Below are 24723 nucleotides of genomic sequence, written 5' to 3' on the forward strand. Positions count from 1 at the left end.
CTGCCCCGGCACCCGGCACCCGGCACCCGGGACAATGGACGCGTGACCAGCACCGCCCCCGGCCCGCTGCCGGACCCGCGCGCCCTGCGCCCGCGCCTGCCCTCCCCCGTCCAGGAGGTCGAGGACGCACCGTTCGCCCGCCGCGGGGTACGGCTGCTGCTCAAGCGGGACGATCTGATCCACCCGGAGCTGCCGGGCAACAAATGGCGCAAGCTGGCGCCGAATCTGCGGGCCGCGGCCGCGGCGGGTGAGCGGGCGCTGCTGACCTTCGGCGGCGCGTACTCCAACCATCTGCGGGCCACCGCCGCGGCCGGCCGGCTGCTCGGGTTCGCCACCATCGGCGTGGTCCGCGGCGACGAGCTGGCCGACGCACCGCGCAATCCGTCGCTGGCCCGCTGCGCCGCCGACGGGATGCGGCTGCACTTCATCGACCGCGCCCGCTACCGCCAGAGGTCCGACCCGGAGGTGCTCGCCGAGCTGCGCGACCGCTTCGGCGCGTTCCGGCTCATACCGGAGGGCGGCAGCAACGCCCTTGCCGCGCAGGGCTGCACGGAGCTGGGCCGGGAGCTGCGCGGGGCCGCGGACACGGTCGCGGTGGCCTGCGGCACGGGCGGCACCCTCGCCGGACTCGCCGCGGGCCTGGGCCCGGGGCAACGTGCGCTGGGCTTCCCCGTACTGAAGGGCGGCCGGCCGCACTTCCTCCAGGAGACTGTCGAGGAACTACAGCGCGCGGCGTTCGGCGGACCGCGCGGCGACTGGCGGCTGGAGGACCGCTTCCACTGCGGCGGATACGCCCGCCGCACCCCGGAACTCGACGCCTTCGCGGCAGCCTTCGAGGACCGGCACGGCCTGCCGCTGGAGCGGATCTACGTCGCCAAGCTGCTCTACGGTCTGACGACCCTGGCCGAGGAGGGCGCCTTCGCCCCCGGCAGCACCGTGGCCGCCGTGATCACCGGCACCCCGTGAGCCGCCCCGGGCCGCGGCCGCCGACCACGGCCCTGACCCGCATGGATCACCTGGCCGGAGCACCTCGCACGACCGGCCACTCCCCCGGCCGTCGCGGCCCGGCCCGCAACGCGGCGCCAGGCCCTAAGACGCCCCCTCCCGATAGGCCGTGGCCTCCTCCAGGTCCAGCCTGCGCAGCAGCGTCCGCAGCATCTCGTCGTCGATCCGCCCGCCGTCCCGCAGCCGGACGAACACCCCGCGCTCGGCCTCGATCATCTCCCGGGCCAGCCGCCGGTAGGTCTCGTCGGCGGACTCCCCGGTGACCTCGTTGGGCGGGCCGAGCCGCTCCCACACGGAGTTGCGGCGGCGCTCCAAAACACTGCGCAACCGGTCGACGAGAGGCCCCGGCAGGGCGTTGCGCGGGTCCTGGAGGAGTTCTTCCAGGCGCTCCTCGGCGGCCCGCGAGGCTTCGTTCTGGGCCTGCGCCTCGGCGAGCGTCTCGGCCTGGGCGTCCGGGCCGGGCAGCTTCAGCGCCCGGATCAGCGGCGGCAGCGTCAGCCCCTGGACGACGAGGGTGGCGATGACGGTGGTGAAGGTCAGGAAGAGCACGAGGTTGCGCGCCGGGAAGGCCGCCCCGCCGTGCAGGGCGGCCGGGATGGAGAACGCGATGGCCAGCGACACCACCCCGCGCATCCCGGCCCAGCCGACGATGACCGGCGCGGTCCAGGTCACCTCCGGCTCGCGGGCGCGGATCCGGGCCGACAGCAGGCGCGGCAGAAACGTCGCGGGAAAGACCCAGACGAACCGCGACAGGACCACGACGACGAACAGCACCGCCGCGTACTCGAGGGCCTGCGCCCCGCTGAACTCGCCCAGCCCGCGCACCACGACGGGCAGCTGGAGCCCGATCAGCGCGAAGACCGCGGACTCCAGGATGAAGGAGACCATCTTCCAGACGGCGTCCTCTTGGAGCCGGGTCTCGAAGTCGACCTGCCAGGAGCGGTGCCCCAGGTAAAGGGCGACCACGACGACGGCGAGCACCCCGGAGGCGTGCAGCTGCTCGGCGGCCGCGTAGGCGACGAAGGGGATGAGCAGCGAGAGGGTGTTCTCCAGCAGCGCCGACTCCCGCAGCCGGACGCGCAGCCAGTGCAGCGGCACCATCAGGAGGAGGCCGACGCCGATGCCGCCCACGGACGCGATGGCGAACTGCTTGATCCCGTCGCCCCAGGAGACGCCCGCCCCGAGCGCCGCGGCCACCAGGACCTTGTACGCGGTGATCGCGGTGGCGTCGTTGAACAGCGATTCGCCCTGAAGGATCGTGGTGATCCGGTGCGGCAGCCCGATTTTGCGGGCGATGGCGGTGGCCGCGACGGCGTCCGGCGGGGCGACGACGGCCCCCAGGACGAGGGCGGCGGTCAGCGGCAGCCCCGGGATGACGAGATAGGCCGCATAGCCGACCACGAACGTCGCGAACAGTACATAGCCCACCGACAGCAGCGTCACCGGCCGCAGATTTGCCCGCAGTCCCAGATACGAGCTGTCCAGCGCCGCGGTGTGCAGCAGCGGGGGCAGCACCAGCGGCAGCACGATGTGCGGATCGAGGGTGTAGTCGGGGATGCCGGGGACGTAGGAGGCCGCGAGCCCCGCGGTGACCAGGAGCAGCGGCGCGGGGACCGGCGTACGGCGCGCCAGCCCGGCCACCGCCGCGCTTCCCGCGACCAGCAAAAACAGCGGCATGACAGCCATCGGCCCGTCCCGTCCCCGTACGCGTCACCGAGCATTCCGGCGATCTAACCTGGCCATCATGAGCGAGTGCACGCACGTTGCCGAATTGCCGCGCCCCGAACCGGCACCACAGAGCGCCACCTGCCTGGAGTGCCTGGCCGTCGGCAGCCACCCCGTACAACTGCGGCTCTGCCTGGCCTGCGGCCATGTCGGCTGCTGCGACTCCTCACCGTTCCGGCACGCGACCAGGCACTTCGAGGAGACCGGCCATCCCGTGATGCGGACGTTCGAACCGGGCGACTCCTGGCGCTGGTGCTTCACCGACCAGAAACTGGTGTGAAGCGATCACCTGCGTCCGTTTAGCCTTCACACATGATCCGCGAAGCGACACCCGACGATGTCCCCGTCATCCTGGCCATGATCGGCGAGCTGGCGGCGTACGAGCGTGCCCCCGAGGCCGCGCAGGCCACCGAGCCGCAGCTGAAGGAGGCCCTCTTCGGCCCGCAGCCGGCCGCCTTCGCACTGATCGCGGAGGACGGCGACGCCCCGGTGGGCTTTGCCCTGTGGTTCCGGAACTTCTCGACATGGACGGGCACGCACGGTGTCTATCTGGAGGACCTTTACGTCCGCCCCGAAGCGCGCGGCGGCGGCCACGGCAAGGCCCTGCTCGCGGCCCTCGCGAAGATCTGCGTGGCCCGCGGCTATGAGCGTTTCGAGTGGTCAGTCCTGGATTGGAATGAACCGTCCATCGGTTTTTACCGGTCGATCGGCGCGCAGCCCATGGACGAATGGACGGTCTTCCGGCTCACTGGAAAGGCACTGCACAACCTTGCGGACGCTTCGCGCGTCAACGGAGCGTAATCGGTATCGATTTGACAGTGCACACCTCTAGCCACTGTCCGTACCCGTGGCTTTACAATCAGTGACAGTGAGGGTGCCGGGCGACCCGGGACCGGATCGCCGCGCGGACGGCAGTGGTGCTCCTTCCGGGCGACACCGGCCCACAGATCGCGATAGCGTCACAGCCGAACCATGTGTCGCGCCGAATCGTTCTCCTTTCGTCCGAGGGGAGAAAAGTTCGGCGCGAATATCCCGAACAACGCGAATATCGCGCATTCCAGCTCAACCAGCTTGTGCCACCTTGGAGGTGAGGGTGTCCCAGATCGCAGGCGAGCCCGGGACTCAGGACTTCGTGGAAGTCCGTCTGCCCGCTGCGGGTGCCTACCTGTCCGTGCTGCGTACGGCCACGGCCGGGCTCGCAGCCCGCTTGGACTTCACCCTCGACGAGATCGAGGATCTGCGTATCGCGGTCGACGAGGCGTGCGCGATCCTCCTGCAACAGGCCGTCCCCGGCAGTGTGCTGAGCTGCGTCTTCCGCCTCATCGATGACGCACTTCAGGTCACCGTGTCGGCCCCGACGACCGACGGCCGCGCCCCGGAGCGCGACACCTTCGCCTGGACGGTGCTCTCCGCGCTCGCCGGCAAGGTCGATTCCACCGTCTCCGAGGACCAAACGGTCACCATCAGTCTGTACAAGGAGCGCGGCGCCGGTCCCGGACCGTCATGACCGAACAGGGGGCCCCGTGAAAGATCTCGAACGCGGCGGGAGGATGGCGTCGAGTGCGACCATCCCCGAGCAGCAGGCCCGGCCGCATCCGGTGGGCGTAGACGACCACGGCGGCCGGTTGGACGCGGCGGAGCAGGCAGAGCGGGCGGACCACATGGAGCAGAGCGAGCAGCCGGGGCAGCAGGCGCAGCAGCACGATGCGCCGGCCCCCGACGAACAGCGGCAGGATCCACAGCATTCCCAGGAGCCGCAGGACCGCAGCGGCGCCCGGGCGATGTTCTATGAGCTGCGCAAGCTGCCCGACGGCTCCCCGGAGCGCGCGGAGCTGCGCAACACCCTCGTCCGGATGCACCTCCCGCTCGTCGAGCATCTGGCCCGGCGGTTCCGCAACCGCGGCGAGCCGCTGGACGATCTGACCCAGGTCGCCACCATCGGTCTGATCAAGTCCGTCGACCGCTTCGACCCGGAGCGCGGCGTGGAGTTCTCCACGTACGCCACCCCCACCGTCGTCGGCGAGATCAAGCGGCACTTCCGCGACAAGGGCTGGGCGGTCCGCGTCCCGCGTCGCCTCCAGGAACTGCGGCTGTCGCTGACCACCGCGACCGCCGAGCTGTCCCAGCGGCACGGCCGGGCGCCCACGGTCCATGAGCTGGCCGAGCATCTGGCGATCTCCGAGGAGGAGGTCCTGGAGGGCCTGGAGTCCGCCAACGCCTACAGCACCCTCTCCCTGGACGTCCCGGACACGGACGACGAGTCCCCGGCGGTCGCCGACACCCTCGGTGCCGAGGACGAGGCGCTGGAGGGCGTGGAGTACCGCGAGTCCCTCAAGCCGCTGCTGGAGGATCTCCCGCCGCGGGAGAAGAAGATCCTGCTGCTGCGCTTCTTCGGCAACATGACCCAGTCGCAGATCGCCCAGGAGGTCGGCATCTCCCAGATGCATGTCTCCCGCCTCCTGGCCCGCACCCTGGCCCAGCTGCGCGACAAGCTCCTCGTCGAGGAGTGAACGGCGCACACATACGGTGGGCGGGGCCTTCGAGGGCCCCGCCCACCGTGCGTTCCAGGGTTCTGCCGGGGCGGGCGCCCCGCACTCACCTCAGGGCGTCTCGCGCGGCCCGATACCCAGCGCCTCGGTGGCCGTCGGGTTGACCAGCAGCACGAGCACCACCAGCGCGGCCACGGCCAGTCCGATGCCGGCCGCGATCAGCGCACCGCCGCCGTTGACCAGCGTCCAGGCCACCGGCAGCGCCACGATCTGGGTGATCAGCGAGGGGCCCCGGCTCCAGCGGCGGCGCAGCCACAGCCCCCGGGCGGCCACCAGCGGCAGCACGGCGAGCGCGAGGACGGTGAGCCCGCCCATCTCCGCCTGCTGCGGACTGTCCGGCGAACCGGCGATCCCCATGATCAGCATGTAGCCGCCGAGGGCGGCCAGGGCGAGCCCCTCGACCGCGGTGAGCGCCGCTGCGGCGCTCAGCCGGGCGGGTCGCGGGCCGGCCGGCGCGGTGGACGCGGCCGTCGCGGGGGCGCCGGCGGCTCGGGACGCGGACTGCTTCTGCTGACTGCTCACCCCAGCAGGGTAGCGCCGGCCGTCCCGGCCTCCGGGGACGCCCCGGAGCCGGACGGGGCGTGAGGCCGGTACCCGCAGGTAGGTACGCTGCTGCATATGCGCGCACTTCTCGTGGTCAATCCCGCAGCAACCACCACCAGTGCCCGCACCCGTGAGGTGCTGACCCACGCACTCGCCAGCGACCTCAAGCTGGAGGTCGCACAGACGCAGTACCGCGGGCACGCCCGTGATCTCGCCCAGCAGGCCACCGAGGCCGGCGAGACCGACCTGGTCGTGGCACTCGGCGGCGACGGCACGGTCAACGAGGTCGTCAACGGTCTGCTGGCCAACGGCCCCGATCCCGACTCGCACCCCCGGCTGGCGGTCGTCCCCGGCGGCTCCACCAATGTCTTCGCCCGCGCGCTCGGGCTCCCCAACGACGTCGTGGAGGCCACCGGCGCCCTGCTGGACGCGCTGCGCGACGGCAGCGAGCGGACGATCGGCCTCGGGCTGGCCGCGGGCACCCCGGGCAGCGAGGACGAGGGCGTACCGGAGCGCTGGTTCACCTTCTGCGCGGGCTTCGGCTTCGACGCCGGCGTCGTCGGCCGGGTCGAGCAGCAGCGCGAACGCGGCAAGCGTTCGACCCACGCCCTGTACGTGCGACAGGTCGTACGGCAGTTCCTGGTGGAGGCGAACCGCCGGCGGGGCATCCTCAGCCTCGAACGTCCGGGCGGGGCCGACGGCGACGCGGAGACCGTCGAGAACCTGACGCTCGCCATAATTTGCAACACCGCCCCGTGGACCTACCTGGGCAACCGTCCGATCTATCCGTCCCCGGACGCCTCGTTCGACACGGCCCTGGATCTGTTCGCACTGAGCAAGCTCTCACCGTCCGCGGTGGCCCGCTATGCGACCCAGTTGCTGACGTCCACACCCGAGCGCGGGCCCCACGGCAAGCACGCCCTCTCACTTCACGACCTCACGAACTTCACCTTGCATTCGCAGGTTCCTCTGCCCTTCCAGATGGACGGTGACCACCTGGGACTGCGTACGAGTGTGACGTTCACAGGCGTACGCCGTGCACTGCGTGTGATTGTGTGAGCAGTAGGGCCCAAAGTCCTTTCACTCGAACGTTTAGACTGGTTTCCACCCCCTGGAATGACGGCTGTGAGCTAGGCGACACCAAGGATTCAAAAAAAAGTTTCCGGAAGGGGTTGTATCCGCCGCCGAGGTTTGCGAGTCTCTTCATGGCGATCGGGACGGCCGCTCTACCGGCCCCCTTGAGAGCCCGAATCCTCCTCCTCATTCCACAGGACCGCGCCAGTTCACGACTGGATTTCGGCCCTTCCCTTGTGGAGGGATTCGTGAAAGCGTTCACATTCACAAGCAACGATCCCGTCACACGAGGAGATGGAGCAGCCATGGACTGGCGTCACCGCGCCGTTTGCCGCGAGGAAGACCCCGAGCTCTTCTTCCCTATCGGCAACACCGGTCCTGCGCTGCTGCAGATCGAGGAAGCCAAGGCCGTCTGCCGCCGCTGCCCCGTCATGGAGCAGTGCCTGCAGTGGGCGCTCGAGTCCGGCCAGGACTCCGGCGTCTGGGGTGGTCTGAGCGAGGACGAGCGCCGCGCGATGAAGCGCCGTGCAGCTCGCAACCGGGCGCGCAACGCCAGCGCCTGAGCCAGCAGCCCCGTGGCCCCCGAGCCGCAGCGCGCAGTACACCCGATGCACCCCCGGCGCTGAAAAGCCCGGTCGTTATCGCATCGACACAGCTTTGAGCCCCGGACCGCATGGTCCGGGGCTTCCTGCTGTTCAGGGCCGGGGCGGACGCGGCCGCCGGGCGCCGGCCCCGGAGCTCAGTGCTGCTTCTCGGCGCGCACCGGGACGTCGAGGATGACCTGCGTACCGCGCTCGGGCGCCCGCACCATGTCGAACTTTCCGCCCAACTCCCCCTCCACCAGGGTCCGGACGATCTGGAGCCCCAGGTTTCCGGCGCGGTGCGGATCGAAACCCTCGGGGAGACCGCGGCCGTTGTCCTGGACGGTGACCAGCAGCCGCGGCTCGGTACGGCTGCCGCCGCGCACCGCGCCGACCTCGACCACACCCCGCTCCACCTGGTCGAAGGCGTGCTCCAGGGCGTTCTGAAGCACCTCGGTGAGCACCATCGACAGCGGAGTGGCCACCTCGGCGTCCAGGATGCCGAAGCGTCCGGTGCGGCGGGTGGTCACCTTGCCCGGGGAGATCTCCGCCACCATGGCCAGCACCCGGTCCGCGATCTCGTCGAACTCGACCCGTTCGTCGAGGGTCTGGGACAGCGTCTCGTGCACGATCGCGATCGAACCGACCCTGCGTACGGCCTCGTTGAGCGCCTCGCGGCCCTGTTCGGAATCCATCCGGCGGGACTGTAGCCGCAGCAGCGCGGCGACCGTCTGGAGATTGTTCTTCACCCGGTGGTGGATCTCCCGGATGGTGGCGTCCTTGGTGATCAGCTCGCGCTCGCGACGTCTCAGTTCGGTCACATCACGCAGCAGGACCAGTGAACCGATGTGCGTCCCCTTGGGCTTGAGCGGGATCGCGCGCAACTGGATCACGCCGTCGTCGCCCTCGACCTCGAACTCCCTGGGGGCCCAGCCGCTGGCGAGCTTGACCAGCGCCTCGTCCACCGGGCCGCGGGCGGGCGCCAGTTCGGCGGTGGCCTGGCCCAGGTGGTGGCCCACCAGGTCGGCGGCGAGACCGAGCCGGTGATAGGCGGAGAGGGCGTTGGGGCTGGCGTACTGGACGATGCCGTCCGCATCGAGCCGGATCAGTCCGTCGCCGGCGCGCGGCGAGGCATCCATGTCGACCTGCTGGCCCTGGAAGGGAAACGTTCCGGCAGCGATCATCTGGGCGAGGTCGGAGGCGCTCTGGAGGTAGGTGAGCTCCAGCCGGCTGGGGGTGCGTACGGTCAGCAGATTGGTGTTGCGGGCGATCACCCCGAGCACCCGGCCCTCGCGGCGCACCGGGATGGACTCGACCCGCACCGGCACCTCCTCCCGCCACTCCGGGTCGCCCTCGCGCACGATGCGGCCCTCGTCCAGGGCGGAGTCCAGCATCGGGCGGCGGCCCCGGGGAACGAGATGGCCGACCATGTCGTCCTGGTAGGAGGTGGGACCCGTATTGGGCCGCATCTGGGCCACCGATACATAGCGGGTGCCGTCGAGAGTGGGCACCCACAGCACGAGATCGGCGAAGGAGAGGTCGGAGAGCAGCTGCCACTCCGAGACCAGCAGATGGAGCCACTCGAGGTCGGTGTCGCTCAGAGCGGTGTGCTGGCGTACGAGATCGTTCATGGAGGGCACGTCTTGGAGCCTACCGGCGTACGGTGTATGTGTTGTATCTGCACGGGCATGGACAAGTGAGAATGGTCTAGTCCAGAATTCAGCAAAGACCTCCGCTCTCCCCGCACAGGAGAGCGGAACGAGGCCGAAGGCGCTCTCTGCCCTGACTGCGCCGGGGCCTCCGATCGACCGGTCCCAGGACGGGATGCACCCCTACCGCACACAGGGGCGCCGCCCGCCCGTTAGGCGGGGTCGGCCGATGTCAGCTCCGGGCTGCGGTGCCGGACAGGTTGAGGGTCCTGTCCCGGCGCCGCGGCCCGCGGGTGCTTCCGGGGGTCTTCAGCGGACCTCCCCGCCCGTCTTCCGCGGCCACGCCTGGAGCGCCAGCTCGGCGATCGCCTCCAGCTCCGTCCGCTCCGCGCCGTCGCGTGCCTGCTGGGACAGGCCCTGGATGACGGCGCCGGTGTAGGCGGCCAGCGCGCCGGCGTCCGTATCGGGGGGCAGCTCGCCCGAGGCGATGTCCGCCCGGATGGCACCCGCGATCTCCCGGACGTTCGACAGCCTCATCTCCCGCAGGGAGTCGGCGACTTCGGCCGATGCGGGCGAGATGTTCAGGGCGGCGCTGATGACCAGGCAGCCGCGGGGTCGGCCGGGGAGGGTGTATTCGGCCGCGGCCTCGCGCAGCGCACGTTCGACACCCCGGCGGGCGGTCGGTTCCTCGGCCACGGCGCGGGAGAGGAAGCCTCCGTAGAGCCGCCCGTACTCGGCCACGACCTCGCTGAACAGGGCCCGCTTGTCGCCGAAGGCGGCGTAGAGACTGGGGGCACTGATGCCCATGGCGCGGGTGAGGTCGGAGATCGAGGTGGCCTCGTAGCCCTGCTCCCAGAAGGACCGGACCGCCTGCTCCAGGGCCGTCTCGCGGTCGAAGGACCGGGGCCGCCCGCGCTGTTTCGTCTCCTTGGTCGCCATGGGAAGAATTTTATAGCGGTCGGTACGGATCGCGTGCTACGGTTTTTCTGTAACGAGCGATATAGAAATCGCTCGATGCGGGGGTGCGTGCGTCGGTGCACGTCGGCGTGCCTCCGCAGACGTCCGGGGACATCCGCACAGGGATCGGGAGGGGACTGCCATGAGTGCGCTCAGCGGCAAGACGGCACTGGTGACAGGCGGCAGCAGGGGGATCGGCCGGGCCATCGCGGAACGGCTGGCCAGGGAGGGCGCGCGGGTCGGCGTGCATTACGGCCGGGACGCGGCCGCGGCCAAGGAGACGGTCTCGGCGATCGAGGCCGACGGGGGCCTGGCCTTCGCGCTCCAGGCCGAGCTGGGGGTGCCGGGGGACGCCGAAGCACTGTGGAGCGCGTTCGACGCGCAGGCCGCGGGGCTGGACATCCTGGTCAACAACGCCGGGATCAACAAGGCCGTGGACGGCACCCTGAAGCGGATCGACGCGGTGACGAGGGAGGACTTCGACACCCTCTTCGCGGTCAACACCACGGCGCCGTTCTTCATCACCCAGCAGGCGCTGCCCCGGCTGCGGGACGGGGGACGGATCATCAACACCTCGACCGGCCTGACGCGGGGCGCGGCCAAGCCCGAGTTGATCGCGTACGCCATGACCAAGGGCGCGCTCGACGTCTTCACCTCGACCCTCGCCAAGGACCTGGGCCCGCGCGGGATCACGGTCAACGCGGTGGCGCCCGGCGTGGTGAACACCGATATGAATGCCGGATGGCTGCGGGGCGAGGCCAGTGCCGCGGCGCGGCAGCAGGTGAGCGAGATATCCCCGCTGGGCCGGGTCGCGGACGCCACCGACATCGGCGACATCGTGGCCTTCCTCGCCTCGGACGACAGCCGTTGGGTGACGGGTCAGTGGATCGACGCGACGGGTGGCGCGCTGCTCTGACGGAGTGCCGTCCGGCGGTCCGACGGAGTGCCGTTGGGGGGCGTGGGCCGCCGGTCCGGGCCGCCGTGCGGGCCGCCGGACGGAGGCGTGCCGGGCGGCGGAAAACTTGACCGGCCGTTCGGATGTGCCGACGAGTTCCGGGAGCCGTCCTCTGCTAGATTGGTCTATACCACATGGATCTCTCCAGAACGGCAGGCCAAGCGTGGAAGTTGTCATCGTTCCGGATGCCGTGGCGGGCGGCGAGCTGATCGCGGAGGCCATCGCCACCCTCGTGCGCCGTAAGCCCGACGCACTGCTCGGTGTGGCCACCGGCTCCACCCCGTTGCCCATCTATGAGGCGCTGGCGGCGAAGGTCCGGGCCGGCGCGGTGGACGCCTCGCGAGCGCGCATCTGCCAGCTCGACGAGTACGTCGGACTGCCGGCCGGGCACCCCGAGTCCTACCGTTCGGTGGTCCTGCGCGAGGTGGTCGAACCGCTCGGTCTCGCCGAGGAGTCCTTCATGGGCCCCGATGGTGCGGCGGAGGATGTGCAGGCCGCCTGTGAGGCGTACGACCGTGCGCTGCGCGAGGCGGGCGGGGTGGATCTCCAGCTGCTCGGTATCGGCACGGACGGGCACATCGGCTTCAACGAGCCCTGCTCCTCGCTCGCTTCGCGTACCCGCATCAAGACGCTGACCCGGCAGACCCGGGAGGACAACGCCCGGTTCTTCGACAGCCTCGACGAGGTGCCGCACCACGTCATCACCCAGGGCATCGGCACCATCCTGGAGGCCCGCCATCTGGTGCTGCTCGCCACCGGCGAGGGCAAGGCCGACGCGGTGGCCCATGCCGTCGAGGGCCCGGTCGCCGCGCTGGTCCCGGCCTCGGCACTTCAGCTCCACCCGCATGCGACGGTCGTCGTGGACGAGGCCGCGGCCGGCAAGCTGAAGCTCGCGGACTACTTCCGTGCCACGTATGCGGCGAAGCCGGAGTGGCAGGGCCTGTAGGCACTGCCGGGGGGCTGGGGGGCCGCGCCGTGCGCCGAAGGGGCCGGCGCTCCTGGTCACGCGTCGGGCGACGGCGTCCGGCCCGTGAGGGCCTCGGCCGCGGCCTGGGCGCAGACGCGGGCGGCGCCGTGGGTGGCGACGTGGAGGGCGCCCTGGGGCGGGGCCTGGGGGACGCCCATTTCGACGACCGCGGTGTCGGGGCGGGCGGCGAGCAGGGTGTGGAGCGCGTCGGCCATCCAGGGGTGGCGGTGGACGTCGCGGACCACGGCGACGAGGCGGCGGCCGGCGGCCGCCGTGAGCAGGCCGTCGACCAGGGCGGCGGTACCGGCCGCGGCGGCGGCCTCGCCGGTGCGGGTGGCGGTCTCGGTGCCCGGGAGGAGGCGGGCCAGTTCGGCGGCGACGCCCCAGGGGGTCTCGTCGCCCACGGCGATGTTGGCGAGGGGGGTGAAGGCGGCGACGTAGACGGGCTCCGTCAGGGGTCGGTACGGGCCGGCGGCGGTGAGGCGCAGGGCGCGCCGGGCCGCGGTGAGGCCGATGCCGGGGGCGGGTGCGGCCCGCTCCCCCGCGCCCGTGCTCCGGATCCGGCCGGCCAGAGCGCGCACCCGCGCCGCGGCGTCGGCGAGCCGCTGCTCCGGCAGTTCGCCCTCGCGCACCGCCCGCACCAGGGCGTCACGCAGTCGCAGCACGATGTCCTCGTCCGCCAGCCCGCCGCCCACACAGATGGCGTCGGCACCGGCCGCGAGGGCGCGCACGCTGCCGCGCTCGATGCCGTAGGTGGCGGAGATGGCCTGCATTTCCATCCCGTCAGTGACGATCAGCCCGTCGAAGCCGAGGCCGCCCTCGGCTTCGGGGGCCCGCAGCAGACCGTGCAGCGCGGCCGGGCTGAGCGTGGCCGGGTGCTCGGCGTCCAGCGCGGGCAGCAGGATGTGGGCGCTCATCACGGCCCGGGTGCCGGCGGCGACGGCGGCGCGGAACGGCACCAGTTCGCGTTCCTGGAGGGTGGGCAGACCGACGGCGATACGCGGCAGATCGTGGTGCGAGTCGACGGCGGTGTCGCCGTGGCCGGGGAAGTGCTTGGTGCAGGCGGCGACGCCGGCGGACTGGAGGCCCTCGACGTAGGCGGCGGTGTGCCGGGCGACCAGCTGCGGATCGGCGCCGAAGGAGCGGACGCCGATGACCGGGTTGGCGGGGTTGGAGTTGACGTCCGCGGAGGGGGCCCAGTTGAGGTTGATGCCGCAGTCGGCCAGCCGGCGGCCGAGTTCACGGGCGACCGCGCGGGTCACTTCGGTGTCGTCGACGGCGCCGAGCGCATGGTTGCCGGGGAAGGAGGAGCCGCCGCGCACTTCGAGGCGGGTGACATCGCCGCCCTCCTCGTCGATGGCGACGATCAGTTCCTCGCGTTCGGCGCGCAGCCGGCCGGTGAGCGCGGCGAGTTGGGCCGGGCCGGCGACATTGCGGCCGAAGAGGCCGACCGAGACCAGGCCCTCGCCGAGGCGCCGCAGCAGCCAGTCGGGCGCGGTGGTGCCGGTGAAGCCGGGCTGGAGGACGGCCAGGGCATCGCGGGTGAGGGTGTCGGCGGGGCGTACGGAGCGTACGAGAGGCGTCATGAGCTGCTTATCCCTTCACTGCGCCGGAGGTGAGACCGCCGACCGCCTTGCGTTGCAGGAACAGGAAGAGGACCAGGATCGGCACGGCGAAGATCGAGGCGGCGGCCATGGTGGCACCCCAGTCGTCCCCGAACCGGGTCTGGAACTGCGAGAGCCACAACGGCAGGGTGCCGGTGGCCGGTTCCTTGTTGAGGACCAGGACCAGCGGGAATTCGTTCCAGGCGGTGATGAATCCGAAGAGCGAGGTGGCCATCAGGCCGGGCGCCAGCAGGGGGAAGACCACCTTGAGGAACGCCTGGCGGCGCGAGCAGCCGTCGACCATCGCGGACTCCTCCAGCTCCTTGGGCACCGCGGCGACATAGCCCCGGAGCGTCAGCAGGGTGAAGGGCAGCACCATCACCATGTAGAAGAAGGTGAGCGGCAGCAGGCTGTTGAGCAGGTCGGCGTCCCGGACGATCAGGTAGACGGAGATCACCATGACCTCCCAGGGAGCCATCTGGGCGACCATGAACGTCAGCAGGATGCCCTTCCGGCCCCGGAAGCGCATCCGGGTCAGGGCATACGCCCCGCAGAGCGCGATCACCAGCGACAGGCCGACGGCGAGGACGGTCACCAGCACCGAATTGCCCGCCAGGATCCAGAAGTCCGGGGCGTGCACGGCCGTCGCGAAGTGTTCGAGGGTGCCGTGGACGGGGAACCACACGGGGTCCTCGGTGATGATGTCCCGGGTCGGCTTGAAGGCCGTGTTGAACATCCAGTAGACCGGGAAGACGAAGCCGAGGGCGAGCACGGCCGCCGTGGCATTGTGCCGGACCCGGCCGGCGAGGGAGTGCTTCACGACTCGTTCTCCTCCTGCTGTTCCTGGGTGACCGTCAGCCGCAGGTAGTACGCGGTCATGGCCAGTAGCACCACGATCGTCAGCAGGGAGATCGCGGCGCCCATGCCGAAGTGGAGATTGCCGACGCCCTCGGTGAAGGCGTAGATCGGCAGCGTTTCGGTGAGCCGGTCGGGGCCGCCCTCGTTGATGGCGAAGATCTGCGGGAACGCCTTGAAGACCCAGATGACCTCCAGAAACGTCGTCGCGAGGAAGAACGGCTTGAGGAAGGGGAAGGTGACGGAGGTGAACACCTGCCAGCTGCCGGCGCCGTCCATCCGGGCCGCTTCGTAGAGCTCTTCGGGGATGGTCGTGGTGGCCGCGTAGAGGTTGAGAGCCACGAAGGGCAGCGACTGCCAGACGATCAGCACGGTGATGACGGCGAACGTCGACAGCTGGCTGCCCACCCAGTCGTAGTGGGCCATGCCGTGCCGGCCGAGCTTGTCCAGCAGCCAGTTGACGACGCCGTAGCGGGAGTCGAAGAGCCACTGGAAGACGGTGGTGGCGGCGATCACCGGCATCGCCCAGGCCAGCACCAGCGCGGCGGAGAGCGTGAGGCGCATCTTCGTACCGAGCCGCGCCAGCAGCAGCCCGATCAGCACGCCGAGGATCATGATCAGGGCGACATTGACCGCGGTGAAGACGAGGGTGCGCAGGGTGACCCGCCAGAACTGCTCACTGCCCAGGATCTCCTGGTAGTTGCCGATTCCGCGCCAGTCGGTGAGGTGCTGGATCAGCTCCTTCATATTGAGGTTCTGGAAGGAGAGCAGGAGGTTGCGGACCATCGGCCAGCCCAGGAAGACCGCGGTCGCCAGCAGGGCCGGCAGCAGCAGGAGGTAGGGGGCGCCGCGCGCGGCCCGCCGGCGGCCTCCGCCGCGCCGGGTGGGCGGTGCGCCGCCCTTGCCGGTCCGCGGCGCGGTCTGCTCCACCGCGCCGTCGAGCTGCACTGCCATGGCCCCTGCTCCCCCTCGTATGCCGTCAGAACTCGGTGCGCCGGCGGTGCCCGGGTACCGGCCGGGGGCGGCCGGCCGGCACCCGGCGCCTGGTGGACGCGCCCCCGGGCGTCCGTTTACTGCTTGGCGAGCCGTGCGTTGATCTCGGGCTCGATGTCCTTGGCGGCATCGGCCGGGGACTTACCGTTCAGAACGGCGGTCATATAGCTCTTGATCGGGTTCGGAATGTTCTCCACCGCGGCCCACTGGGGAATCAGCGGTGTGGTGCCCCCGGACTTCTCCGCCGCCGGCGCCGCGGCCGCCACGGCCGGATTCTCCTGTGCGGCACCGGCCAGGTCGGCGGACTTCGGGGCCCAGCCGGACTCCTTCACCATCTGCCGGTCGTTCTGCTTCGACAGGGCGACCTTCAGGAATTCCTTGGCGAGTTCCTGGTTCTTCCCCATTCCGGCGACGGCGAAATTGGAGCCGCCGAGGAAGACACCCTCCGGCTTGTCCGCGGTCTCCCCGGGGATGGTGAAGAAGCCGATGTCCTTCTTCATCTCCGGATTGGCCTTGACGGCGGTGGCGGCCTCGTAACCCATGGCGATCAGGGCGCCGGTGCGGCCCTTGGCGAAGACCTCGGCCTGCTGCGGGGTGGCCTCGTCCTTGTTCTTGGGGGCGGTGCTGAACGCCTGGTACTGCCGGTAGATGTCCATGGCCTTGGCGACCTTGGGATCGCCGAGGTTGGAGACCCATCTGCCGCCCTGCCGCTTCACCAGGTCGGCGCCGGTGCCGAGGGTCAGGCCGTCGAAGAAGTACCAGTTCTGGCCGGGGAGATACAGCGGTTCGGCGCCGGTCTTCTTCTTGATGGTGTCAAAGGCCCGGAAGAGCTCGCCGCGGGTCCGGGGAGTTCCCTTGAGACCGGCCTCGGCCCAGATCTTCTTGTTGTACATCACCACCCGGTTTCCGGCGAACCACGGGAGTGCGTACTGCTTTCCGTCCACGAGCGACGCCTTGTTGATGGCCTCGTTCCAGTCGGCACCGATCTCCTTCTTCAGATCGCCGAGTTCGGCCAGGGCACCGGCCTTGGCATAGGCGGCGGTCTGGGTGTTGCCGATTTCGACGACGTCCGGCGGAGTGTCCTCGGAAAGGGCGGTGCTCAGCTTCTGCTGAATACCGTTCCACTGCTGGACCTTGAACTCGACGGTGGCGCCGGTCTTCTTCTTGAACTGCGCGGAGACCTGCTCGGTCCACTGCGCCGGATTCGAACCATTCATCACCCAGACGGTCAGCTTCTGGCCCTTGAAGCCGTCCGCGCCCGTCTTCGTGCCGCCGCCGGACCCACAGGCAGTGACACCCACCAGCATTCCCGCGACCGCCGTCGCCGCCATGAGTCCACGCTTCATTGCGCTCTCCCCCCAAAGGCCGGGTGTGTGGTCTTTAATGGTTTAGACCAGTGCCCCGCAGCTTGGCCTAGACCTTTAGGGGTGTCAAGGGTGTATAAGAGTCGCTGTCAGGTCCGTTACCGGACCGACATCCGGCGAGCCGGGGGCCTGTAAGGGAGCGCGGGAAACCCACCCGTGCCACGATGTGAGCCGCTACGTACGGAGGCGCCGGTGACGGCAGCACGACAGGAGTCGGAGAGGCGGGTCATGGACACGGACGGGGGCAGCGGTGCCGAGAGCGGCGGCACGCGGACCGCACGGGTGCCCAAGTACTACCGGCTCAAGCGGCACTTGCTGGAAATCACCGAGACCCTGCCGCCCGGCACCCCGGTCCCGCCCGAACGGACCCTCGCCACGGAGTTCGACACCTCGCGCACGACGGTGCGTCAGGCCCTCCAGGAGCTGGTGGTCGAGGGCCGGCTGGAGCGCATCCAGGGCAAGGGCACCTTTGTCGCCAAGCCCAAGGTTTCCCAGGCCCTGCAACTGACCTCCTATACGGAGGACATGCGGGCCCAGGGCCTGGAGCCGACCTCCCAGCTGCTGGACATCGGCTATGTCACCGCGGACGACCGGCTCGCCGGACTGCTGGACATCGCCACCGGCGGCCGAGTGCTGCGCATCGAGCGGCTGCGGCTGGCCAGCGGTGAGCCGATGGCCATCGAGACCACCCATCTGTCGGCGAAGCGCTTCCCCGCGCTGCGGCGGAACCTCGTCAAGTACACCTCCCTCTACACCGCGCTGGCCGAGGTGTACGACGTCCGGCCGGCGGAGGCCGAGGAGACCATCGAGACCTCCCTCGCCACCCCGCGCGAGGCCGGTCTGCTGGGCACGGACGTCGGACTGCCGATGCTGATGCTCTCCCGGCACTCGCTCGATGCGCAGGGGCAGCCGGTGGAGTGGGTGCGCTCGGTCTACCGCGGCGACCGCTACAAGTTCGTCGCCCGGCTGCGGCGCCCCACGGACTGACCCAGGACCGCGCCGGGCGGAGCGCGCTCCGCCCGGCCTCCCCTCCGTCCTGCCGCGCCCCGAGGGACGGCGGCGCAGGTCGCGGCCGGATGGATTCTTGATACCGATATGCGGACAGCTAGTGACGCGTGCCACTGGCCTGCCATAGATTTCCAGCCGATCGCACAGGAGACAGCCAGGGGACGGAGCCACGGTCATGACTCAGCCAGCCGCATCACCGGTTCGCAGACAGGTCGTCACGCCCACGCGTGTGGTGGCCGGGCTCTGCCTGATCGCTCCGTTCGTGGCGATGCTCTGGGTGAGCTCGTACGCCAAAATCGAGCCGACGGTCATCGGGATCCCGTTCTTCTACTGGTACCAGATGCTGTGGGTGCTGATCTCGACCGCGCTCACCACCCTCGCCTACAAGCTCGTGCAGCGTGAGCAGCGCGCCCGCAAGGGTGGTGCGGACCAGTGACTTCCACGAACGCGCTCGCCGCGTCCCAGACCCAGGGCGTCAACGGCGTCGCCCTGGCCGTCTTCATCTTCTTCTTCCTGGCCGTGACGGTCATGGGCTTCCTGGCCGCCCGCTGGCGCAAGGCCGAGGAGTCCGCCAACCTCGACGAATGGGGCCTGGGCGGCCGCAGTTTCGGCACCTGGGTGACGTGGTTCCTGCTGGGCGGGGACCTCTACACGGCCTACACGTTCGTGGCCGTCCCGGCGGCGATCTACGCGGCGGGCGCGGCCGGTTTCTTCGCCGTGCCGTACACGATCCTGGTCTACCCGCTGATCTTCACCTTCCTGCCCCGCCTGTGGTCGGTCTCGCACAAGCACGGCTATGTCACCACCTCCGACTTCGTCCGCGGCCGCTTCGGCTCCAAGGGCCTGTCGCTGGCCGTGGCGCTCACCGGCATCCTGGCCACGATGCCGTACATCGCCCTCCAACTGGTGGGCATCCAGGCGGTCCTGGACGTGATGGGCATCGGCGGCGGCGAGCACACCAACTGGTTCGTCAAGGACCTGCCGCTGCTGATCGCGTTCGCCGTGCTGGCCGCGTACACCTACTCCTCGGGGCTGCGGGCGCCGGCGCTGATCGCGTTCGTCAAGGACGGGCTGATCTACCTCGTCATCGCGGTGGCGATCATCTACATCCCGATCAAGCTGGGCGGCTTTGACGCGATCTTCGACTCGGCCGGCAAGGCGCTGGCCCAGCCCGGTGCCGTGCCCGGCAAACCGCGCGGCGAGCTGATCAGCGGCCCCAACGCCCAGTGGGCGTACGCGACCCTGGCACTCGGCTCGGCGCTGGCGCTCTTCATGTACCCGCACTCGATCACCGCGACGCTGTCCTCGCGCAGCCGCAACGTGATCCGCCGCAACACCACGATCCTGCCGCTGTACTCCCTCATGCTGGGTCTGCTGGCGCTGCTCGGCTTCATGGCGATCAAGGCCGGTACGGACATCCAGGGCAACCCGCAGCTGGCCATCCCGCAGCTGTTCGAGGACATGTTCCCGAGCTGGTTCTCCGGTGTGGCGTTCGCCGCGATCGGCATCGGCGCGCTGGTGCCCGCGGCCATCATGTCGATCGCCGCGGCCAACCTCTTCACCCGCAACGTCTACAAGGACTTCCTCAAGCCGGGCGCCACGCCCGAGCAGGAGCACAAGGTCGCCAAGCTGGTCTCGCTGCTGGTGAAGGTCGGCGCGCTGGTCTTCGTCCTCACCATGGACAAGACCGTCGCGATCAACTTCCAGCTGCTGGGCGGCATCTGGATCCTCCAGACCATGCCGTCCCTGGTCGGCGGCCTCTTCACCCGCTGGTTCCACCGCTGGGCGCTGCTGGCCGGCTGGGCGGTCGGCATGCTCTACGGCACGCTCGCGGCCTACGGCGTCGCCAGCCCGACCCAGAAGCACTTCGGTGGCTCCAGCGCGGAGATCCCCGGCATCGGCGAGATCGGCTACATCGGTCTGACCGCCTTCGTGCTGAACGTGGTGGTGACGGTCGTCCTCACCTTCGCCCTGAAGGCCGCCAAGGCCCCCGAAGGCATCGACGAGACCAGCCCCGCCGACTACACGGCGGACGCCGGCGACGAGGGCGTCGCCGTCGAACTGCCGCCGGCCACGGCGGAAGCGCCGGCCGGGCACTGAGGACCGGTCAGCCGAATTCCGGCAACGGGCCGTCGCGTTCCCTCCGGGGCGCGGCGGCCCGTTAGCGTTCGCCGTTCAGTTCACCCAGTTCTTCAGCTGCTCGGTTTCGAGGGTGATGCCCACGGGGTCGGGGAGGTGGAGGGGCTTGCCGTACGGGACGGTGCGGACGTCCTCGTAGCGGGTGCCGTCGGGTTCGCTGTAGAGCGACACCTGGCATTCCTGCCGGTCGATGAGCAGATAGAGCGGGATACCGGCTCCCGCGTACGCACGGGGCTTCTCCACGCGGTCACGCTGGTGCGTGTCGGAGTCGGAGGACGTGACCTCGACAACCATCAACACCGGCTCGGGGTCGACCCATTCCCCCTGGCCGACAAAGGCACCGCTGACGGAGAGTGCCCCGTCCGGCCGGGCCCGGCCACTGCGGTACTCCTCCGCCTTGAGTCCCTGATCCGGGTAGAGCCACAGCTCAGGTCGTGACTGAATGCAGATGCGTGTCAGCCACTCGATGATCCGACCGTGATCCCCGTCCCGGCAGGGGCTTGCTCTTGACCTTCCCGTCGATGAGTTCCAGACGCGCGCCCTCCTCCAAGCGGGCGAGTATCTGCGCGGCCTCTTCGAAATGCTCGGTCTCCATGATGTGCGGCCGGTCGGCGAGCGCGGTCATGAAACCTTCTCCTTCTTCCACGGGACGGAACAAAGAACTGCAACCGACCATAGCCGAGGCCACTGACAGACACTGTGTGATCACTCACGACACACTAGATGTGGGGGTGCACTTGAGGGGCCACCCCCACATGTATGCTCGTCCTCGCTGTCGCCGCAGGGGAATCCGGTGGGAATCCGGAACTGTCCCGCAACGGTGTAGGAGCGCGCTCGGCCGGGCGGATACCGGCCCTGGGCGCGTGCCCGTGTAGTCCGAGGACCTGCCGACGGTACGTCCGCACCGCAAGGGGTGCGGTCGTCGATACGTCCGGGCCCCGAGGGTTGGGCCGGTGGACGCCGCGCGGTGTGCCCGCGCACCCCTGAGCGTCATGGGGTGCCGCATGCCCGCGTGCGCCCGTCGCGTCCCTCCCTCCCGGCCCCCGCCGAGTGAGGGAGAGCATCGCGTGACCATCGCGCCAACGGAGCCCGCGTCAGACGCCGAGGTCGTGCCGCCCGTGGTGGCCACGCCTCCCGGTGCCGCCGGCGGCGGCCCGGGCGAGGACGGGCCGGGTGTCGCCCTGCTGCGCACCCTGACCCAGCTGACCGAGGACCTGACCGCGACCGACCCCGGCAAGGTGGCCGCCGCCGCCCTGCGCGGCCGGTACGACGGCGCAGGCGAGGCCGAACTGCGGTCGCTGGCCACCGATGCCGCGGCCGGTCTGATCGGTGACGAGCCGCAGTACTCCAAGCTCGCGGCGCGGCTGCTCACCCTCGCGATCTCGGAGGAGGCGGCCGGACAGGGGGCGGTCGCCTTCTCCGCCTCCGTCGAGGTCGGCCACCGCGAGGGGCTGATCGCCGACGAGACCGCGGAGTTCGTCCGGGCACACGCCGCCCGGCTGGACGCGCTGGTCGACCGGGCGCTCGCCGACGGGGCCGACGACCGCTTCGGATACTTCGGGCTGCGCACCCTGCACTCGCGCTACCTGCTGCGGCACCCCACCACCCGTCAGGTCATCGAGACCCCGCAGCACTTCCTGCTGCGGGTGGCCTGCGGCCTCGCCGAGGACCACAGCGACCGCGCCCTGGACGACGTCGCCGAGCTCTACCGGCTCACCAGCTCGCTGTCCTACCTCCCCTCCTCCCCGACCCTCTTCAACTCCGGCACCCGCCACCCGCAGATGTCGTCCTGCTATCTGCTGGACTCGCCGCTGGACGAGCTGGACTCGATCTACGACCGCTACCACCAGGTCGCCCGGCTCTCCAAGCACGCCGGCGGCATCGGCCTCTCGTACTCCCGCATCCGCGCCCGCGGTTCGCTGATCCGCGGCACCAACGGGCACTCCAACGGCATCGTGCCGTTCCTGCGCACCCTGGACGCCTCGGTCGCGGCCGTGAACCAGGGCGGCCGGCGCAAGGGCGCCGCCTGCGTCTACCTGGAGACCTGGCACGCGGACATCGAGGAGTTCCTGGAGCTGCGCGACAACACCGGTGAGGAGGCGCGCCGTACGCACAACCTGAACATCGCGCACTGGATCCCGGACGAGTTCATGCGCCGGGTGGAGGCGGACGCCGACTGGTCGCTGTTCTCGCCCTCGGACGCCCCGGAGCTGGTGGACCTGTGGGGCGACGCGTTCGACGCCGCCTACCGGAAGCTGGAGGCCGAGGGCCGGGCGCTCAAGCAGATCCCGGCCCGGGTGCTGTACTCCCGCATGATGCGCACCCTGGCGCAGACCGGCAACGGCTGGATGACGTTCAAGGACGCCGCCAACCGCACCTCCAACCAGACCGCCGAGACCGGCCAGGTCGTGCACTCGTCCAACCTGTGCACGGAGATCCTGGAGGTGACGAACGACGGGGAGACCGCGGTCTGCAACCTGGGGTCGGTCAACCTCGCGGCGCACCTGGGCGACCACGGTGAGATGGACTGGGAGCGGCTGGACGCGACCGTCCGCACCGCCGTCACCTTCCTCGACCGCGTCGTGGACATCAACTTCTACCCGACCGAGCAGGCCGGGACGTCCAACTCCCGCTGGCGCCCGGTCGGTCTGGGCCTGATGGGCCTCCAGGACGTCTTCTTCCGGCTGCGGCTGCCCTTCGACTCGCCCGAGGCGCAGGAGCTGTCGACCCGTATCTCCGAGCGGATCATGCTCGCCGCCTACGAGGCGTCCGCCGACCTCGCCGAGCGGCACGGCCCGCACCCGGCGTGGTCCGCGACCCGCACCGCCCGCGGTGTGCTGCACCCGGACCACTACCCGAACGCCGAGCCCCGCTGGGCGGACCGCTGGGCGGCGCTGCGCAGCCGTATCGCCCTGACCGGCATGCGCAACTCCCTGCTGCTGGCGATCGCGCCGACCGCGACCATCGCCTCGATCGCGGGCGTCTACGAGTGCATCGAGCCGCAGGTCTCGAACCTCTTCAAGCGCGAGACGCTGTCCGGTGAGTTCCTCCAGGTCAACGCGTATCTGATCGAGGAGCTCAAGGCGCTGGGGCTGTGGGACGCGCGGACCCGGGACGCGCTGCGCGAGGCCAACGGCTCGGTGCAGGACGTCGAGTGGATCCCGGAGGAGGTCCGGGCGCTGTACCGCACCGCGTGGGAGATCCCGCAGCGCGCGCTGATCGACATGGCCGCGGCCCGTACGCCCTACCTCGACCAGAGCCAGTCGCTGAACCTCTTCATGGCGTCGCCGACCATCGGCAAGCTCAGCTCGATGTACGCCTACGCCTGGAAGCGCGGCATCAAGACGACGTATTACCTGCGGTCGCGGCCGGCGACCCGGATCGCCCAGTCGGCGCGCGGCACCGCGGCCGCCGCCCCCGCCCCCGTACCGCAGCAGGCCACCGACCCCGAGGCGGTCGCCTGCTCCCTGGAAAACCCCGAGTCCTGCGAGGCATGCCAGTAATGACCACCGAGACCCCCAACGCCTCCGCCGCGCACACCGCCACCACCGGCGAGAAGAACCTCCTCGACCCGGGCTTCGAGCTGACCCTGCGGCCGATGCGGTACCCGGAGTTCTACGACCGCTACCGGGACGCCATCAAGAACACCTGGACCGTGGAGGAGGTCGACCTCCACTCGGACGTCGCCGACCTCGCCAAGCTCTCGCCGGGTGAGCAGCACATGATCGGCCGGCTGGTGGCGTTCTTCGCGACCGGCGACTCGATCGTCGCCAACAACCTCGTGCTGACGCTGTACAAGCACATCAACTCCCCCGAGGCGCGGCTGTACCTGAGCCGTCAGCTCTTCGAGGAGGCCGTGCACGTCCAGTTCTATCTGACGCTGCTGGACACCTACCTCCCCGACCCGGACGACCGTGCCGCGGCCTTCGCGGCGGTGGAGAACATCCCCTCCATCCGCGAGAAGGCGGAGTTCTGCTTCAAGTGGATGGACTCGGTCGAGAGCATCGACCGGCTGGAGTCCCAGGCCGACCGGCGCCGCTTCCTGCTCAACCTCATCTGCTTCGCGGCCTGCATCGAGGGGCTGTTCTTCTACGGCGCCTTCGCCTACGTGTACTGGTTCCGCTCCCGCGGGCTGCTGCACGGGCTGGCCACCGGCACCAACTGGGTCTTCCGCGACGAGTCCATGCACATGGAGTTCGCCTTCTCGGTGGTGGACACCGTCCGCCAGGAGGAGCCCGGCCTCTTCGACGACAAGCTGGAGCAGCAGGTCACCGAGATGCTCAAGGAGGCCGTCGAGGCGGAGCTCCAGTTCGGCCGCGATCTGTGCGGTGAGGGCCTGCCGGGCATGAACACCGCGTCGATGCGCGAGTACCTCCAGTGCGTCGCGGACCAGCGACTCCAGCGGCTCGGCTTCGCGCCCGTCTACGGCTCGGAGAACCCGTTCTCCTTCATGGAGCTCCAGAACGTCCAGGAGCTGACCAACTTCTTCGAGCGCCGGGCATCCGCCTACCAGGTCGCCGTCGAGGGTTCGGTCTCCTTCGACGACGACTTCTAGGCCGGCTCCCAGGACGACTTCCAGTCCGACCTCCAGGCCGACTTCTGGAACGACTCCTCGTACGGGCGAAGGGGCCCCGCCCGGCGGGCTGCCGGGGGGGGGCCCCTCGGGGTTTGGCGGGCGCGACCCCCGGTTTGGGCGGTGTGTTTACACCACAACCCGGGGCCGGGGCGGTGTCTGATAAACAAATACCCGCCCCC

At 70.1% G+C, this 24723-nt stretch carries 22 protein-coding genes, 1 pseudogene and 1 riboswitch; of the genes and pseudogenes, 14 read left to right on the top strand and 9 right to left on the bottom strand.

Annotation, left to right across the window (positions count from 1 at the left end; genetic code table 11):
- Window positions 1-42: 42 nt before the first annotated feature.
- Window positions 43-966 (top strand): 1-aminocyclopropane-1-carboxylate deaminase/D-cysteine desulfhydrase, encoded by a 924-nt coding sequence (locus tag ACFWJW_RS31475; protein WP_387247581.1) that lies wholly within the window; start codon window positions 43-45, stop codon window positions 964-966.
- A gap of 123 nt (window positions 967-1089) precedes the next feature.
- Here the strand turns inward: ACFWJW_RS31475 and ACFWJW_RS31480 are convergent, their stop codons facing one another.
- On the bottom strand, window positions 1090-2691 hold the full coding sequence (locus ACFWJW_RS31480) for a Na+/H+ antiporter (protein ID WP_387247582.1): 1602 nt from the start codon (window positions 2689-2691) through the stop codon (window positions 1090-1092).
- A 58-nt stretch (window positions 2692-2749) separates the two neighbouring features.
- Here ACFWJW_RS31480 and ACFWJW_RS31485 point away from each other — a divergent pair, with 58 nt between their 5' ends.
- The 4 genes from ACFWJW_RS31485 (at window position 2750) to ACFWJW_RS31500 (ending at window position 5240) form a co-directional block, all read left to right on the top strand.
- A complete protein-coding gene (locus ACFWJW_RS31485) occupies window positions 2750-3010 on the top strand; it encodes a UBP-type zinc finger domain-containing protein (protein ID WP_085922842.1) in 261 nt (86 codons plus the stop codon).
- A gap of 32 nt (window positions 3011-3042) precedes the next feature.
- Window positions 3043-3531 carry a GNAT family N-acetyltransferase gene (locus ACFWJW_RS31490; protein WP_387247583.1) on the top strand — a complete coding sequence of 163 codons (489 nt, stop codon included), beginning with the start codon at window positions 3043-3045 and terminating at the stop codon, window positions 3529-3531.
- Between the two features lie 292 nt (window positions 3532-3823).
- The gene (locus tag ACFWJW_RS31495) at window positions 3824-4237 is read left to right on the top strand and encodes an anti-sigma regulatory factor (RefSeq protein ID WP_042148531.1); all 414 of its coding nucleotides are present in this window, start codon (window positions 3824-3826) and stop codon (window positions 4235-4237) included.
- A 43-nt stretch (window positions 4238-4280) separates the two neighbouring features.
- A complete protein-coding gene (locus ACFWJW_RS31500) occupies window positions 4281-5240 on the top strand; it encodes an RNA polymerase sigma factor SigF (RefSeq protein ID WP_387247598.1) in 960 nt (319 codons plus the stop codon).
- Between the two features lie 90 nt (window positions 5241-5330).
- Here ACFWJW_RS31500 and ACFWJW_RS31505 read toward each other — a convergent pair whose 3' ends face one another.
- Window positions 5331-5801, bottom strand: coding sequence for a hypothetical protein (locus ACFWJW_RS31505; RefSeq protein ID WP_387247584.1), 471 nt, complete (start codon window positions 5799-5801; stop codon window positions 5331-5333).
- A 96-nt stretch (window positions 5802-5897) separates the two neighbouring features.
- Between ACFWJW_RS31505 and ACFWJW_RS31510 the strand changes: the two genes are divergently transcribed.
- Together ACFWJW_RS31510 and ACFWJW_RS31515 are read left to right on the top strand one after the other, a co-directional pair.
- On the top strand, window positions 5898-6881 hold the full coding sequence (locus ACFWJW_RS31510) for a diacylglycerol/lipid kinase family protein (RefSeq protein ID WP_387247585.1): 984 nt from the start codon (window positions 5898-5900) through the stop codon (window positions 6879-6881).
- A 320-nt stretch (window positions 6882-7201) separates the two neighbouring features.
- Window positions 7202-7459, top strand: a complete 258-nt coding sequence (locus tag ACFWJW_RS31515; RefSeq protein WP_003983230.1) for a WhiB family transcriptional regulator — start codon at window positions 7202-7204, stop codon at window positions 7457-7459.
- Window positions 7460-7635: 176 nt separating this feature from the next.
- Here ACFWJW_RS31515 and ACFWJW_RS31520 read toward each other — a convergent pair whose 3' ends face one another.
- Together ACFWJW_RS31520 and ACFWJW_RS31525 are read right to left on the bottom strand one after the other, a co-directional pair.
- Window positions 7636-9108 carry a sensor histidine kinase gene (locus ACFWJW_RS31520; protein WP_387247599.1) on the bottom strand — a complete coding sequence of 491 codons (1473 nt, stop codon included), beginning with the start codon at window positions 9106-9108 and terminating at the stop codon, window positions 7636-7638.
- 327 nt (window positions 9109-9435) lie between these two features.
- Complete coding sequence (locus tag ACFWJW_RS31525) at window positions 9436-10065, bottom strand: TetR/AcrR family transcriptional regulator (RefSeq protein ID WP_387247586.1); 630 nt, start codon at window positions 10063-10065, stop codon at window positions 9436-9438.
- Between the two features lie 160 nt (window positions 10066-10225).
- Between ACFWJW_RS31525 and ACFWJW_RS31530 the strand changes: the two genes are divergently transcribed.
- Both ACFWJW_RS31530 and nagB read left to right on the top strand, forming a co-directional pair.
- Window positions 10226-10999 (top strand): SDR family oxidoreductase, encoded by a 774-nt coding sequence (locus tag ACFWJW_RS31530; protein ID WP_387247587.1) that lies wholly within the window; start codon window positions 10226-10228, stop codon window positions 10997-10999.
- A gap of 202 nt (window positions 11000-11201) precedes the next feature.
- Window positions 11202-11984 carry a glucosamine-6-phosphate deaminase gene (gene nagB / locus ACFWJW_RS31535; RefSeq protein WP_387247588.1) on the top strand — a complete coding sequence of 261 codons (783 nt, stop codon included), beginning with the start codon at window positions 11202-11204 and terminating at the stop codon, window positions 11982-11984.
- A 56-nt stretch (window positions 11985-12040) separates the two neighbouring features.
- Here the strand turns inward: nagB and ACFWJW_RS31540 are convergent, their stop codons facing one another.
- From ACFWJW_RS31540 to ACFWJW_RS31555, 4 genes are all read right to left on the bottom strand, one after another.
- A complete protein-coding gene (locus ACFWJW_RS31540) occupies window positions 12041-13591 on the bottom strand; it encodes a glycoside hydrolase family 3 protein (protein ID WP_387247589.1) in 1551 nt (516 codons plus the stop codon).
- Between the two features lie 7 nt (window positions 13592-13598).
- Window positions 13599-14429 (bottom strand): carbohydrate ABC transporter permease, encoded by an 831-nt coding sequence (locus ACFWJW_RS31545; protein WP_387247590.1) that lies wholly within the window; start codon window positions 14427-14429, stop codon window positions 13599-13601.
- The gene (locus tag ACFWJW_RS31550; RefSeq protein ID WP_387247591.1) at window positions 14426-15418 is read right to left on the bottom strand and encodes a carbohydrate ABC transporter permease; all 993 of its coding nucleotides are present in this window, start codon (window positions 15416-15418) and stop codon (window positions 14426-14428) included. The genes ACFWJW_RS31545 and ACFWJW_RS31550 overlap by 4 nt, the downstream gene beginning before the upstream one ends.
- 116 nt (window positions 15419-15534) lie before the next feature.
- Window positions 15535-16803 (bottom strand): extracellular solute-binding protein, encoded by a 1269-nt coding sequence (locus ACFWJW_RS31555; RefSeq protein WP_387247592.1) that lies wholly within the window; start codon window positions 16801-16803, stop codon window positions 15535-15537.
- Window positions 16804-17049: 246 nt separating this feature from the next.
- Between ACFWJW_RS31555 and ACFWJW_RS31560 the strand changes: the two genes are divergently transcribed.
- The 3 genes from ACFWJW_RS31560 to mctP all read left to right on the top strand — a co-directional run bounded on the left by ACFWJW_RS31560 (window position 17050) and on the right by mctP (window position 19929).
- Complete coding sequence (locus ACFWJW_RS31560) at window positions 17050-17808, top strand: GntR family transcriptional regulator (protein ID WP_387247600.1); 759 nt, start codon at window positions 17050-17052, stop codon at window positions 17806-17808.
- 196 nt (window positions 17809-18004) lie between these two features.
- On the top strand, window positions 18005-18265 hold the full coding sequence (locus tag ACFWJW_RS31565) for a DUF3311 domain-containing protein (RefSeq protein ID WP_387247593.1): 261 nt from the start codon (window positions 18005-18007) through the stop codon (window positions 18263-18265).
- Window positions 18262-19929: a monocarboxylate uptake permease MctP gene (gene mctP, locus ACFWJW_RS31570; protein WP_387247594.1), complete on the top strand. Its 1668-nt coding sequence runs from the start codon at window positions 18262-18264 to the stop codon at window positions 19927-19929. Before ACFWJW_RS31565 ends, mctP begins: the two co-directional genes overlap by 4 nt.
- 75 nt (window positions 19930-20004) lie before the next feature.
- On the opposite strand, the pseudogene ACFWJW_RS31575 reads toward mctP, so the two are convergent.
- Window positions 20005-20593 (bottom strand): annotated as a pseudogene (locus ACFWJW_RS31575) (Uma2 family endonuclease).
- Window positions 20594-20752: 159 nt separating this feature from the next.
- Window positions 20753-20853: riboswitch (cobalamin riboswitch) on the top strand.
- Window positions 20854-21035: 182 nt separating this feature from the next.
- On the opposite strand from ACFWJW_RS31575, the gene ACFWJW_RS31580 reads away from it, so the two are divergent.
- Entirely contained in the window at window positions 21036-23471 is a 2436-nt protein-coding gene (locus tag ACFWJW_RS31580; RefSeq protein WP_387247595.1) for a ribonucleoside-diphosphate reductase subunit alpha, read from the top strand.
- On the top strand, window positions 23471-24523 hold the full coding sequence (locus ACFWJW_RS31585) for a ribonucleotide-diphosphate reductase subunit beta (RefSeq protein ID WP_387247596.1): 1053 nt from the start codon (window positions 23471-23473) through the stop codon (window positions 24521-24523). Before ACFWJW_RS31580 ends, ACFWJW_RS31585 begins: the two co-directional genes overlap by 1 nt.
- Window positions 24524-24723: the final 200 nt, after the last annotated feature.

Source organism: Streptomyces sp. NPDC127097, assembly GCF_042724075.1.
Taxonomy (GTDB): Bacteria; Actinomycetota; Actinomycetes; order Streptomycetales; family Streptomycetaceae; genus Streptomyces.